Genomic DNA, 13,924 nt, shown 5'->3' with positions numbered 1-13,924 from the left:
AAACTTAATTCCAAGGCGTTTTTTGACCTAAAATGCTCAAAAAAAGTCTTTATTTAGCCTTTAATAAATGCCAAAAGATCTTTGTTGATTGTCGCTGCTTCCGTTGTAGGCATACCATGGGGGAAACCCGGATAAGTGATCAGCGTACCATCTTTTACAAGCTTTGCTGCTTTTACGCCGGTAAGTTGGTAAGGTACTATCTGGTCGTCTTCGCCGTGCAAAACAAGTACGGGTACATCAACACTTTTCAGGTCTTCGGTAAAATCCGTTTCCGAAAATGCCTTGATACAATCGTAATGCGCTTTAATGCCACCCATCATTCCCTGGCGCCACCAATTGTCCCTTACCCCTTGCGATACCTTAGCACCAGCACGGTTATAACCATAAAACGGCACAGTAAAATCCTGGAAGTATTGCGGCCTGTTATAAGCCGTACCCTGGCGGATCTCATCAAATATAGCCATCGGGATGCCATCCGGGTTACCCTCGGTTTGTGCCATAATTGGGGTAACAGCGCTGATCAAAACAGCCTTTGCTACACGCCCTTTACCGTATTTGGCAACGTAACGGATAACCTCGCCCCCACCTGTAGAATGCCCAATGTGTATGGCGTCTTTCAGATCAAGTGCTGCCGTAAGTTCAGCAACATCGGCCGCGTAGGTGTCCATATCATGGCCTATTGCTGTTTGGCTTGAACGGCCGTGCCCGCGGCGGTCATGCGCTATAACCCGGTAACCCTGCTCCAGGAAAAACATCATTTGCCCGTCCCAATCATCGCCGGTTAATGGCCAGCCATGGTGGAAAACTATCGGTTGCCCGGTACCCCAGTCTTTATAATAAATTTCGGTCCCGTCTTTTACTTTGATTGTACTCATTGTGGTTTTTTTTAAAGGTGATTGTTGTGATAAATTTTTGTTCGATATATTCCTAACCGGGATATCGTACTTCCCAATATTGCTTAGTGTATATTGAACACCTAAATATACTATACATAGCACAATGTGCATAGTATCATTGGCCACAAATGCCAAAATCATATCATTATTTGCAAAAAACGCTTAATGTATAGGTTAGCGGAGGTGCAAGAAAGCAATGGCCTTTCTATTTATAAAGCAATATCTTTGCAGCTGTAACACAATATTTATGAAACACGAAGAAGTGGTTGCCGCGTTAAAAGTTATTGCCGAAAAAGGCCTGGCTATTAACATAACCAAACCCGACTTGCAAGAACTGAAAAAATTCAACCTGATAGATATTGGCAAAGGCGAAGAAGCTAAACGTTCGCCTGCCTGTACCCTAACTAAAAAAGGCCGTGTAATGCTGAAAGCTAACCTGCCTAAACCTGAGAAACCCGATGATGCGGAAGCAGACGACGAGGAAACTACCGATTAACCCACTCAACTGTTGCGCTACTTTTTCCATATAGGTTACCATGGCACCAACTACAGCGGCTGGCAGATCCATCCGGATGGGATAGGCGTGCAGCAAGTTTTAGAAAAAAGCCTGAGCCAGGTTTTTAAGAAGCCCCTTCAGATAATAGGTTGTGGCCGTACCGACGCGCAGGTGCATGCCAGCCAATTCTTTTTCCACCTGGATATAGCGGATACCTGGGATTTTGACCTGGCGTTCAGGCTTAATAATTTGTTGCCCGATGATATCGCGGTGTTTGATATCATTCCTGTGGATGCAAAGCAACACGCCCGTTTTGATGCCGTACAACGGAGCTATGATTACTTTATCCATACCTACAAAGACCCTTTTCTTAGTGGTTTCAGTTCTATGTATCCCATCAAAAACTGGGACGTGGACAGTATGAACCGAGCGGCAAAATTGTTATTACAATATACAGATTACCGCGCTTTTTGTAAAATGCCCGGCCGCAACCAACATACTATTTGCAACATTGGCGCGGCTGAGGTTTTTACAGACACCTCGGGCGACAGGCTCCGTGTCCACATCTCTGCTAATCGTTTCTTGGGCAAAATGGTGCGGATAATTACCGGCAAATTGATTGATGTCGGCAGCGGTAAACTTAGTGTTGATGAGTTTGAAGCGCATCTGATAGACCCACAGCTCCCCCAGTTAATTAAACCAGCCTACCCACAGGGTTTGTACCTTAGTAAGGTTACCTACCCTTATCTGGATTTACCGTTACGCGGCAATTTTATACAGATGCTTGCAGGCGATACGACCTTGAAAACGGTCTGATTGTAACGAACGCAATAGTCGATTTTCTTTCTATATTGCAATCATATCAACCCGCATGGCCCCAAATCATAAAGGCAACATAATCAATACCGTATGGATAAATATATCGTTATTTTAACGGCATTTTTTTTAATAAGTATCAACAATACTACATATAGCCAAGCAAGTGCTGCAAACTTTACATCAATAACCTTGCAACCAACCATTGCTTATATAAAATATAACGGCGAAACCCGCCGTATGGCAAGGTTATTTTTCAAAAACGGCAAAAGCTACGCTGCTGCTGATGTAAGTGTAACTTTTAATGACCGTACCGAACACATTACTATACCAGCAAATAAAGACGGCTTAGATGTATTTGAACTTGCCCTGCCGGGCGATGCCATTAAAGTATCAACTCAGGCAAGCGTTACTGTAAAAACAGATAATCAAACATATAAAGCCCGCTGTATTGTAGAACCCGCACGCAGTAACTGGAATGTTTATGTGTTGCCACATTCGCACGTGGATATCGGCTACACCAACACGCAGGCCAAGGTGTTAAAACTGCACATGGAGAACATTGACGAAAGCATTGCCCTTGCTGAAAAAACACAAAACTACCCAGCCGAAGCACGCTTTAAATGGACTACTGAAGCGATCTGGGTGGTTGATAACTACCTTAAACTATCCTCACCAGAGAAAAAGGCGCGCTTTTGGAAAGCCGTAAAAAAAGGCTGGATAAACCTTGATGGTGCTTACGGCAACATCAATACCAGCTTAACCGATTCGAGGCAGTTGATGCAGATGTTCGCCGAATCGCAAAGGCTGGCACGCCAACAGGGGATCGAGATCCATACGATGTTCCAGGGGGACGTACCGGGGGCATCATGGGGGCTGGCCGCGCAGGCGGAGCAAACAGGGATCAAATACTTTTTATCGGGCCCAAATGCATCCGACAGGATAGGCAACCTGGCTAAGTGGCAAGATAAGCCGTTCTATTGGGTATCGCCATCGGGAAAAGAAAAATTGTTGTTTTGGCAGTGCCAGCCCTACTCCATTGGCTACGCTTTAAAAGGCACCAAGATCCCCAACTTTTTTACTATTGATGAGCCAAAGCCATTTTACACGGGTAAACCAACAGAGAATTTCCTGAACCCTTACATTTTCCAATACCTTGGCGACCTTGAGCAAAAGGGTTTTCCGTATGATATGAGCATCCTTACCTGGGCCATGAGCGATAACGCGCCGATAGACCCGGAGCTACCGGATGCTGTTAAAGCATGGAACGAACATTACGAATCGCCAAAGCTCATCATCACCTCAACAAAACAATTCTTCACCGATCTGGAGAAAAAATACAAAGACAAGCTACCGTCCTATCAGGGCGATTATACCGAATACTGGACGGATGGTGTATCGTCAGCCGCCAAAGAAACTGCAATCAACCGCAACGCGTCAGACATTTTAAAGCAAAGTGATGCTATCTGGGCTATCCGCAATAAAGCTGCCTACCCGGCAAGTGCCTTCAACGATACATGGAAAAACCTGTTGCTATTTAATGAACATACCTGGGGCGCTTACAACAGTACCGATGAACCCGATGATGCCAAGGTTAAAGGCGAGTGGGCGGTGAAACGGTCGTTCGCGTTAAGGGCTCAAAAAATGGCCGATTCGTTGATGGTACAAGCCTCCAAAGCGTCATCCGCTACAGCAAATACCATTGATGTTTACAATACCCAAATGTGGGCTCGTACAGATGTGGTTTATGTGCCTGCCGCACTCAGCAAAGCAGGCGACGCGGTTAAAGATGCAACAGGCAAGCGCATAGCATCGCAACGCTTAAGTACCGGCGAACTGGCTATTTTGGCCGAGGCTGTTCCGCAAATGGGCAAAAGCACCTACACAATTAGCGCGGGCAAAGCCTATAACAAAACAAAAGCTATCGCAACGCCGAATACCTTAAATAATGGGGTGTATAGCATAGTGCTTGATAAGGCTAACGGGAATATTCAAACGCTAATTAAAGGCACACATAATTATGTATCAGACACCGCATCGCTTAACCAATATATTTACCTGCCCGGAGATACCTTGAAGAACCTGCAAAGCAGCAGCAACGCACGCATCAGTATAAAAGAAAAAGGACCGTTGGTGGTTAGTTTGCTTGTAACATCTGATGCCCCAGGGACCAATGGTTTAAAAAGAGAAGTACGGTTAGTAAGTAGTTTAGATAAGATAGAATTAATAAATACCATCTATAAAAAAGCCATCCGCAGGAAAGAAAGCGTACACTTCGCTTTTCCTTTTAATGTTCCAAACGCGCAGGTACGCTACAGCATCCCTTGGGGAAGTATTGCAGCCGAAGCCGACCAACTGCCCAACTCCAACCATAATTGGTACACCCAACAACGGTGGGTAGATGTTTCAAACGCCGACTATGGCGTTACCTGGAGCAGCCCGGACGCGCCACTGTTTGAGATTGGTAAAATCACAACAGATAACTTGCTTGGCGGATTGCATTTTGCGCCGCAATGGCTGTCTTTCACCCCGCAATCATCTGGCATTTATTCATGGGTGATGAACAACCTTTGGCATACCAACTTCAAAGCCGACCAGGACGGCACAGCTACATTCCGTTACTTTATACAGGCGCATGAGCAAGGCTACAATAGTTTAAAGGCAAACCAGGCAGGGCTTGATAATCATCAACCATTAATAGTGGCGGCCGCATCATCTAACGAACAAGGCCTTTCTTTTAAAATTACAGGTGATAATATCTATACCGAAATTTTAAACCCGGCAGATGATGCTAACGGTACAATTGTGATGATCGTGAATGGCGGAGATTCCGAAAGCACTGTGAAATTTACTCCGCAACAACCCATAGGCATTAAACTTTGGGACAGCAATTTGGCCGAAGACAAAAAGTCGGTATTAGATAATAGCTTTACCATCCCCGCTAAGGGAATAAAAACCATAAGGGTAGAGAGCAAGTAGTATAAAAGCGAAAAGCCACTTTACGCGGCTTTTCGCTTTTATTGGTTTATTTAACCTTTCGGATACGGTTATTATCAAAGTCGGCTACGTATATATTGCCGTTACTGTCTGATGTAAGCCCCTGCGGGTGGTTGAATAAGGCAGTGCTGCCATCACCATCGGTTGTGCCGGTAGCGGTTTTACCGGCCATTATGGTTAACACCTTATCCTTGCTAATTTTAATGATGCGGCCGTTGCCATCTGCAACATACATATTATCGTTGGCAATTGTAATGGCTTGCGGTTTGCCAAGTTTTAAGGCAGCGGTATCTATGCCACCGGCAAAGGTGGTAACCACATAATCTTTAGTAATCTTGCGGATCACGTTGTTCACTGGTTCGGTAACATACATCATACCTGCGGCATCAAAAGCAATGCTACTTGGTTTATTTAGGATAGCAGTGCTACCTGTACCATTTACATAACCTGCGCCCCGGCTGCCAACAACTGTGGTAACAACCCCTGCCGGCGTGATCATCCTGATGAGGTTGTTGCCGCTATCGGCAACATATAAGTTACCGGTTGCATCAAAGGCAAGGCCTGCCGGGGCATTAAAAAGTGCCGCTGTACCCGTGCCATTGCTGTAACCGGCATAGCCACTACCTGCAAATGTGCTAACAACACCTGCGGGGGTAATTTTACGGATGGTATTATTGCCCATATCGGCAACAAAAACATTTCCAGCAGCATCAACAACCAAGCCGGCCGGTGCATAAAACTGCGCGCTTTCCGCAGGGCCATCGGCGTAACCTAAAGTGCCGTTACCAGCTAAAGTGGTAACGCCTGCCGCGTTCACCTTACGGATAACGGAGTTATATGAATCTGATACATACATATTACCCGCGGGATCTAAGGCTACAGCTGTGGGCCTGTTAAATAACGCCGCCGTACCTGTACCGTTTTGGTAGCCTTCGGCAGATCCTGCAATGGTGCTTACTGTGCCATAAGCAGAAGACTGATCGGTAGCGGCCGTTTTAAATTGCACAACATCGCCATAGCCTGTTCCTGCAGTATTAACGGCGTACGTCCTTACATAATAAGTGGTGTTTAAAGCAAGGCCCTTTATTTTGGCACTAAAAGAAAATACATTTACAGTTACCGCTATTTTACTATCAGAAACAGTTGGTGTAGGGTTGGTACTGCTGTAACAGATCCCATAGTCGGACACTGCAGCGCTGTTGGTAATTACCCCGCCCGTGTATGCGATGGTTGATGTTGGGTCGATAATAACGTTGTTGGTAAGCAAAACAGGCAGGTCGCCTGTAACGGATGTGCCTTTACCGCAGGCGGCAAGTGTGGCAATAAAAACAAAAAGCAATAGCTTAAGCAGCGTAAAATTTTTCATAAAAAATTAGGGAAAAGTTAATTTGTGTGATGTGATAATACAGGGCTAATGTCCCCATAAATTGGGGTAGCAGTTGTTAAAGATTGTTAACGCATGTGTTAAAGTTTGTTAAGGAAAAAGCCCTTTAAAGCATCTATACGCGTAAAACAAGCGTTTTGAAACAGACAAAAACACGAGGTATCGATAAACACTGGGAATGTGTCGATTAAACTAACCGCCTGGTAAAAAAACGCAAAAAAAAGCCGGTCGCTAATTAGCGACCGGCTTAGATATTTAGAAGGGGGATGGTATTAGTTTGCTGTAAAAGTAAAGCTGTGGATCACTATCTCTACGCTTTGTCCGTTTGATGGGGCAAGGCCGTTGTAGCACCAAAGGTTTAACAATACCGGCATGCTTTTATTACTGATAGACGTGCCCGGGCTGTTAAAGGTTTTGGTAAGGAACAGGTTTGTATCGCCGCTTTGGAAACCATAAAGGCTTTTAAACACCACGCTGGTAGCTGTTCTTTTAAAACGGTGAGTAGTGTAGGTACCACCCGGTGTAGAAAACTCTTGCGAGTAACTTGCCGGTGCAGGTGCATCGCCCACTTTAGGGAAGATGGTGTAGTTTAGGTTTGGCCAGGCCGCGTTGCCCCATCTTGCAAATTCGATGTCTATTTCGTCGCGGCCATCGATGCCCGAGTAATCGAACAAGCCTAAAACGATATTCTTATCAAGATTGGCTATTGGGCCGTCAATTTGCCACTGGTACGTACCGTAGCCAAAACTTGCGGTGCTCGAGATTTCGGCACACTCCCAATGGTTGTTAGATGCATTTTTAGAAACGCGTAAGTGAAGCCAGCCATTTGCATCAACCCATACGTTGTTGCCTGTCCAATAATTGGGGCCGGGGCCTGCTGTACCTGCGGGTGCCTTCACGTTCCAGGTGTAGCCGCTCCAGGAAATGGTTGCCTGGTCACGCTTGGTGTCGGTTACCGATGTAGTGTTTTCAGGGGCTTTAGCGCTTTGCGGGGCTACCGTTGCCGTTTTTTCTTTAGTACATGCGGCCGCAAATAGCGCTACAAATACAATGCAATAGATTTTTTTCATGGTTATGAATGATTTAAAGGGTGAAAAATTCAAATACAAAAAAATCAGAATAGATAAACCAATATCGCTTACCCCGGCACATTGCGTTATTTATAAGTTTAATACATCGCCTTTAGGGCAAATAATATTTATTACAATTAACTTATATTTAATACATTTTCTAAACAAGTGCATTTAAGCAATCATTTTTACCAATAGTTTTTAAAATATTTTTTAATGTTTAAATACTTATTCTCCCTATTTAATAAGTGTATTGTGTACACCAAAACATAAGATCATAGGCAAAGTCTTACAAATAGCTGACCCAATAAATTTTGCCCGTTGCCGCTTAAAGTTATTTTTGTACTATTAACTGAAATTAATTCTTGCTGATAAACACCTATGGCTGAAATTTCCCTGGTACGCCGACTTGGCCTTTCACACGCTACCGCCATAAACATGACCGATATGGTTGGCATAGGGCCATTTATTACCCTGCCTATGGTGATTAGTACCATGAACGGCCCTTGGTTTCTATATGCCTGGCTGGCGGGTGCATTGCTCTCGTTTATAGATGCTATGGTATGGAGCGAACTTGGCGCGGCCTTCCCCATGGCGGGTGGTTCATACAATTTCCTGAAAGAAACCTACGGCAAAAATGGCCCCGGGAAACTCATGAGTTTCCTGTTCGTTTGGCAAACCATGATACAGGCGCCATTGGTTATTGCTTCTGCAGCTATTGGGTTTGCCAAATACTTTTCCTATTTATTCCCGCTGTCTGATATGGAAGCTAAAATGATGAGCGGCGGGGTCGTGATATGTATCGTGGCGTTGCTATACCGAAAAATAGAATCGATAGGGAAAATTAGTGTGGTACTTTGGGTGGGCGTATTACTTACCATGATCTGGATAATAGCCGGCGGGCTGGCGCATGGCAATTTTTTATCACCTATTAAACATATTAATGATGGCTTCAGCTTCAATTATGTATTTGTTGCAGCCATAGGTTCGGCCAGTGTAAAAAGCGTTTACAGCTATTTAGGATACTATAATGTGTGCCATTTGGGTGGCGAAATCGTAAACCCTTCTAAAAACATACCAAAGAGTATGTTTATTTCTATAGCCGGCATTGCTGTATTATATATGCTAATGAATGTTAGTGTTGTTAGCGTAATACCCTGGAACCAGGCTAAAGACAGCCAATTTGTGGTGAGCGAATTTATGGAGAAATTATCGGGCCATACAGCGGCACAAATTGTTACCTGTTTGATACTGCTCGTAGCTTTTTCATCGGTGTTCTCGGCTACTTTGGGTTACAGCCGCATCCCCTATGCCGCCGCTGCGGATGGCGCCTTCTTTAAGATCTTTGCCCGGTTGCACCCCACCGGAAATTTCCCTTATGTATCTCTGCTATTTTTAGGTGGTATCGCGTTTGTATTCAGTTTGCTTTTCAAACTAACGGATGTTATCAGCGCTATTTTAGCCATGCGGATACTGATTCAGTTTATCTCGCAGGCATTAGGGCTTTATTTGCTGCGCAGGAAAAAAAGCGAAACCAACTTCCCCTACAAAATGCCGCTGTTCCCCTTACCTATTTTCCTGGCGATAGCCATATGGATAGGAATACTTGTATCAACCGGTTTCCACATGGTGCTGGGTGGCTTTAGCGCAATTGCATTAGGCACGGTTGTGTATTTCATAAAAGCCAATATGAATAAGGAATGGCCGTTTAAGCCGGCTAATTATAAGGCGTAAAATTCCATCGCATTCTTGCCCCAAAACAGTTCTTGTTCATTTATGGTTAACCGGTTGACATAGCTTTCTACAATACTCAAAACGCCCTCATATCCGCCTGCCAAGTTACATACCGGCCAGTCGGAGCCAAACATTACGCGGGCAGGGCCAAATGCATTGAATACTATATCGAAATAAGGTGTAAAATCTTCCGGTTTCCAATTTACCCAGTCGGCTTCTGTTACCATGCCGGATACTTTGCAGGATACATTGGGTTGGGCTGCTATTGCTTCTATGTCCTCTTTCCAGCCGTATATCCCGCCATCTTTAATATATGGTTTAGCCAGGTGGTCAATCACAAACCGCTGATCAGGGAAGGCAGCTACCAGAGTTTTAGCGTATGGTAGGTGATTCGGTTTTATGAGGATATCATACGTGAAATTGTAATTACTTAACAAACTAATGCCATGCATAAAATCTTTGCACAGCATAAATTGCTCATCAGGTTCGGCTTGTAGTATGTGGCGAAAACCTTTCATCAGTTTAAAGCTACTATAGTATGCCAAGCGTTCTTCAATGTTGGCGGCTTTAAGTTCTATCCAGCCAACAATACCTTTTATAAAGCTATGCTTATCTGCAAGTCCTAACAAAAATCCATTTTCCGCTTCCGATTGGTCTGCCTGTATAGCCACGCATCCGGCAATACCGATCTCTCTTAATAACGGTTCAACATCCCCAGGCAGCAGGTCGCATTGAATTACCTTAAGGTCGTCGGTTATCCAGGCATCTTTTACGGGATGGTAATGCCAAAAGTGCTGATGTGCGTCGATCTTTAACATAGGCTACGTTGGTTGTACGGCCATACAATATCGAAATAATAAGGCAAAAAAAATCCCCCAATATAGCCTCACCTAAATCCGCTCCAAAGGGGAGGACTTGTTTTTATTTCCTTTATTTGGTGATCAGGTTATACAACTCATCCAGTTTCGGCGTAAGCACGATCTCTATGCGCCTGTTTTTAGACAGCGCTTCGGGTGTATTGGCCGTATCTATCGGCTGGAACTCGCCCTTGCCAGTCGCGGTTACACGCTTAGGGTCGATGTTTTCCGTTTCGGTAAGGTAACGGGTTACCGATGTGGCGCGCAATACGCTTAGGTCCCAGTTATCTTTTACCTGCCCAAGGTTCTTGATCTTCTTACTATCAGTATGGCCTTCAACGGCAATGTTTATGTCTGCTTCTTTATTTAATACGGCAGCTAATTGTTTAAGCGCTTGCTTGCCCTTATCGTCAATAACAATACTACCCGATGGGAACAGCAATTTATCAGTTAACGATACATACACCTTACCGTTGCGGATATCAACCGTTAAACCATTTTGCTGAAAGCCGAGCAGGGCTTTTTGCAACTTATCTTTAAGGGCGGTGGTAGCTTCATCACGCTTGCGCAAAATCTCTTCCACTTCTTTTAAGCGTGCTTCGCGTTTCTGCAAGTCGGTAGATAGCTGGTTTACTTTTGATGAGCTTGCATTATAGCTTTTATCCAGCGCGGTATATTTGTCATTAAGGCCGCTGTAGTTGCCTTTAATTGTAGCCAATTCCTGATGAATGCGCGAGGTATCGGCAATTAGTTTTGATACCTGTTCTTCTAATGTAGTGGTACGCGTGGCTAAAGAGTCGCGCTCGGCCAACAGGGCTTTATGTTTTTTTGGCGACATTACCACGCATGATTGCAGTGCGGAAACAAGCAGAACGGCTAAGATCAGGTGTTTAAATCTCATGTTTATATAGGGTTTAAGTGTATTAAGCAATTGCATTTTTTAGAAACACAGTCAACGGATATAGCTTGCTGCATATATCCACAATATCCTGCGCGGCGCTGGCTGCCATTACTTCTTTATCTTTAAGCGGATGTGCAACTATAAAACTTTTCAACTTTAAAAGGTCAATATTTTCGTTATCGGCATCGTAACCTTTAGGGGTTGTTTTGAGCTGGTCTTGCGCGCGAAAATCGCCGAATAGTTTTACAAACTCCTTGTCGTCAATAATCTTTTTAAGATCGGCGGCGTTATAATCAATCTCCTGGCGGATGGCTTTCAGGTGTTCGGCTTCGGGCATCCAGTAACCACCCGCTATGAATGATTTACCGGGCTGGATCTGCAGGTAATATTCTACCCCACCCAGTTTAGAGCCCAAGGTTGGCAAACTGATACCGAAGTTGTTTTTGTAAGGCGTTTTATTTTTGCTAAAACGTATATCGCGGTAAATGCGCATTACACATTTCTTAGGGTCAAGATCGGCACTAACAGTTGGGTCTACCTGGTGCAGTTTTTCAATTACGCTGGCAGCAAACTCAATAAGGTTTTCGCGGGACTTGTCGTAGCGCTCTTTATTAGCCTGGAACCACTCCCTATTATTATTATCAACAAGCTCTTTTAAAAAAACAAGCGTTTGGGATTGTATCATCCAAAAAATCTCTTTTATTATGATCGGCTATGGTTCGCTATAACTATGAACCATTATCTATGAATTAAAACCTAATTGAGATTAAGCTTTTGCCTTGGCACGTTTAGGTCAACATCTTTACGGCGGTATTTTTTGTACCAAATGTAACCCACTATTGCAACGGCAAGGTATGGCGCACCAAGCAAGTACATTATGCCATTGTTTAAACCATTGGTTTTATTGTCGCCACTTTTAGCATTGGTTTCCACATTGGCGCTACACATGGCACATTGCGCCTTAACCGGCACAACGTTTATCACCAATAAACCCAAAACCAATGCAAGATATAAAAACTTCAATTTTTTCATTTTAGCATGTATTAAAAATGGTAGTACGGCTTGATCATCAAATATACAACAACGCCCGATATTGTAACGAATAACCATATAGGAAACGCCCATCTTACCAGTTTCTTATGTTTTGCAACCTGCATTTGTAAGCCACGGTAAAAACTTAACAATATCAATGGTAAAACACCAGCCGCAAGGATAATGTGTGGCACTAATAGCGAAAGATAAATTGTTCGCAAACTACCTGCAGTTGCGCGCTCATCGGCAGATAATATGCCATCGCTGTTAGTATCGCCGTACATCGTATCGTGCTGCATAAGGTAGTGGAACAGGATGTACGATACCAGGAATAACGATGAGAGGCAAAACGTAAGTATATTCAATCGTTTATGAACGGTAATATTACCCTGTTTAATGAAGTATAACGACGTTAAAAGCAAAACACTGCATGTACCATTCAATATCGCGTTAAGCAATGGCAAATAGGGCGTAAAGGCAGGTGGTGTTGCCGGCCCGGGTATTAAATGGCGGTTAAGCACAATTACCACGGCTATAACAAATATGGTTACACCGGCAACAAATCGGAATATGAATTTATCGGTCATCTTGTTTGAGAGTCAAGAATCAAGACGCAAGAGTCAGGATCCTGTTTATTGTGTATTGCGAGGCAAGGCTTTTACCCTGTCTCTTTATTCTTATATCTTGTTTCTAATAAAGTGCTTTATCAACCTTGCGCAGTTCTTCGGCTATCAGCACTTTAATCTCATCGTTCAGCTTGGTAAGATCCGCGGCTGATGTGCCGGAGTAATATCCCCTGATGCGTTTTTCCGCATCTATCAGTATCAGCTTATCGCTATAAATAAAATCGTCTTTACCGGCCTGTACCGAGTTCACTAAAAAGCCGTTACGGGCAAGGTTGTAGGTGGTGCTGGTATCGCCGGAAAGGAATAACCATTTCCTTGTTTCCTCGAACTTAGCCGAGTACTTCTTTAAAGCCTGCGGCGTATCGCGTCTTGGATCAACTGTCAACGATGTAAAATACACCATCGGATTTTTGCGGTAGGCATATACCAACTCGCTGATATTCTTATTTACCTCGTTGCAAACTGTTGGGCAATTGGTGTAAAAAAAGCTTGCCAGAAAGATCTTCTTATCGAAGTTTTTAAACGATACCGCTTTGCCGTTCTGGTCTACAAGCTTAAAATCGCTTAGCTTATGATAGATGGTATCGGGGATAAAATCGCCGTGAAACTTATGGCCGGTTTTAGCTACTTGCTTGGGGCCAAAAAAAGAAAGAGGTTTATACCTGTTCTTCCCCTTGGCGGTAAGTAAATAATATAAAAATCCCGGTAAAGCTAATATCATTACCAGGACAATTATTTTTTTCGGGAAGGAAGCTTTACGCATTATTTTCGCAAATCTACCCAGTAGTGGCTTTCATTTGTGAGCACCAATATTAAACCGATGATGAATAGTATCGGTACAATGACACACAGCGCCAAACCTATCTTTTCGAACTTTAAGTGCATAAAATATGCTACTATGTAAAACGCTTTAAACAGGGTTAATACAATGTATATAGGGTTAGCATAATGCAAAGGAATGTAGTTTGCAGGCACTAACCAAAGTGCAATAATAAATTCAACTACAGTTATCCCTAATAATACCAGGAAGATCTGTACTATCTTCTTTTTGGTCATTCCTTCACCGTGGCCGTGATCATCGTGGTGAATTTCAGTTGTTTCTGATGACATATATT

Annotated in this window: 14 protein-coding genes; 4 read left to right on the top strand and 10 right to left on the bottom strand. The window is 43.7% G+C overall.

Annotation, left to right across the window (positions count from 1 at the left end):
- Positions 1-53 precede the first annotated feature (53 nt).
- Positions 54-875 (bottom strand): alpha/beta fold hydrolase, encoded by an 822-nt coding sequence (locus ACVW0P_RS09980; RefSeq protein ID WP_457131955.1) that lies wholly within the window; start codon positions 873-875, stop codon positions 54-56.
- 268 nt (positions 876-1,143) lie between these two features.
- On the opposite strand from ACVW0P_RS09980, the gene ACVW0P_RS09975 reads away from it, so the two are divergent.
- The 3 genes from ACVW0P_RS09975 to ACVW0P_RS09965 all read left to right on the top strand — a co-directional run bounded on the left by ACVW0P_RS09975 (position 1,144) and on the right by ACVW0P_RS09965 (position 5,187).
- Positions 1,144-1,392 (top strand): hypothetical protein, encoded by a 249-nt coding sequence (locus tag ACVW0P_RS09975; RefSeq protein ID WP_457131954.1) that lies wholly within the window; start codon positions 1,144-1,146, stop codon positions 1,390-1,392.
- Between the two features lie 12 nt (positions 1,393-1,404).
- The gene (truA, locus tag ACVW0P_RS09970; protein WP_457131953.1) at positions 1,405-2,208 is read left to right on the top strand and encodes a tRNA pseudouridine(38-40) synthase TruA; all 804 of its coding nucleotides are present in this window, start codon (positions 1,405-1,407) and stop codon (positions 2,206-2,208) included.
- Positions 2,209-2,301: 93 nt separating this feature from the next.
- Positions 2,302-5,187: a glycoside hydrolase family 38 N-terminal domain-containing protein gene (locus ACVW0P_RS09965; RefSeq protein WP_457131952.1), complete on the top strand. Its 2,886-nt coding sequence runs from the start codon at positions 2,302-2,304 to the stop codon at positions 5,185-5,187.
- 46 nt (positions 5,188-5,233) lie between these two features.
- Here the strand turns inward: ACVW0P_RS09965 and ACVW0P_RS09960 are convergent, their stop codons facing one another.
- Positions 5,234-6,571 (bottom strand): NHL repeat-containing protein, encoded by a 1,338-nt coding sequence (locus ACVW0P_RS09960; RefSeq protein WP_457131951.1) that lies wholly within the window; start codon positions 6,569-6,571, stop codon positions 5,234-5,236.
- A gap of 290 nt (positions 6,572-6,861) precedes the next feature.
- The gene (locus ACVW0P_RS09955; RefSeq protein WP_457131950.1) at positions 6,862-7,659 is read right to left on the bottom strand and encodes a glycoside hydrolase family 16 protein; all 798 of its coding nucleotides are present in this window, start codon (positions 7,657-7,659) and stop codon (positions 6,862-6,864) included.
- Between the two features lie 381 nt (positions 7,660-8,040).
- On the opposite strand from ACVW0P_RS09955, the gene ACVW0P_RS09950 reads away from it, so the two are divergent.
- Complete coding sequence (locus ACVW0P_RS09950; RefSeq protein WP_457131949.1) at positions 8,041-9,393, top strand: APC family permease; 1,353 nt, start codon at positions 8,041-8,043, stop codon at positions 9,391-9,393.
- Here ACVW0P_RS09950 and ACVW0P_RS09945 read toward each other — a convergent pair.
- From ACVW0P_RS09945 to ACVW0P_RS09915, 7 genes are all read right to left on the bottom strand, one after another.
- On the bottom strand, positions 9,381-10,211 hold the full coding sequence (locus ACVW0P_RS09945) for an amidohydrolase family protein (protein ID WP_457131948.1): 831 nt from the start codon (positions 10,209-10,211) through the stop codon (positions 9,381-9,383). The two genes, ACVW0P_RS09950 and ACVW0P_RS09945, sit on opposite strands and share 13 nt — an antisense overlap.
- 112 nt (positions 10,212-10,323) lie before the next feature.
- Positions 10,324-11,151: an OmpA family protein gene (locus ACVW0P_RS09940; RefSeq protein WP_457131947.1), complete on the bottom strand. Its 828-nt coding sequence runs from the start codon at positions 11,149-11,151 to the stop codon at positions 10,324-10,326.
- A 22-nt stretch (positions 11,152-11,173) separates the two neighbouring features.
- Positions 11,174-11,836, bottom strand: a complete 663-nt coding sequence (locus ACVW0P_RS09935) for a DUF2461 domain-containing protein (RefSeq protein WP_457131946.1) — start codon at positions 11,834-11,836, stop codon at positions 11,174-11,176.
- A 71-nt stretch (positions 11,837-11,907) separates the two neighbouring features.
- The gene (locus tag ACVW0P_RS09930) at positions 11,908-12,183 is read right to left on the bottom strand and encodes a hypothetical protein (RefSeq protein ID WP_354426594.1); all 276 of its coding nucleotides are present in this window, start codon (positions 12,181-12,183) and stop codon (positions 11,908-11,910) included.
- A gap of 11 nt (positions 12,184-12,194) precedes the next feature.
- On the bottom strand, positions 12,195-12,770 hold the full coding sequence (locus ACVW0P_RS09925) for a DUF420 domain-containing protein (protein ID WP_457131945.1): 576 nt from the start codon (positions 12,768-12,770) through the stop codon (positions 12,195-12,197).
- Positions 12,771-12,873: 103 nt separating this feature from the next.
- Positions 12,874-13,530, bottom strand: a complete 657-nt coding sequence (locus ACVW0P_RS09920) for an SCO family protein (protein ID WP_457131944.1) — start codon at positions 13,528-13,530, stop codon at positions 12,874-12,876.
- Positions 13,531-13,571: 41 nt separating this feature from the next.
- Positions 13,572-13,919 (bottom strand): cytochrome C oxidase subunit IV family protein, encoded by a 348-nt coding sequence (locus tag ACVW0P_RS09915; RefSeq protein WP_457131943.1) that lies wholly within the window; start codon positions 13,917-13,919, stop codon positions 13,572-13,574.
- Between the last annotated feature and the right edge of the window lie 5 nt (positions 13,920-13,924).

It is taken from the genome of Mucilaginibacter sp. UYNi724 (assembly GCF_054057495.1).
Note: the sequence above shows the minus strand (reverse complement) of the source record. Positions and strands in the feature narration are given on the sequence as shown.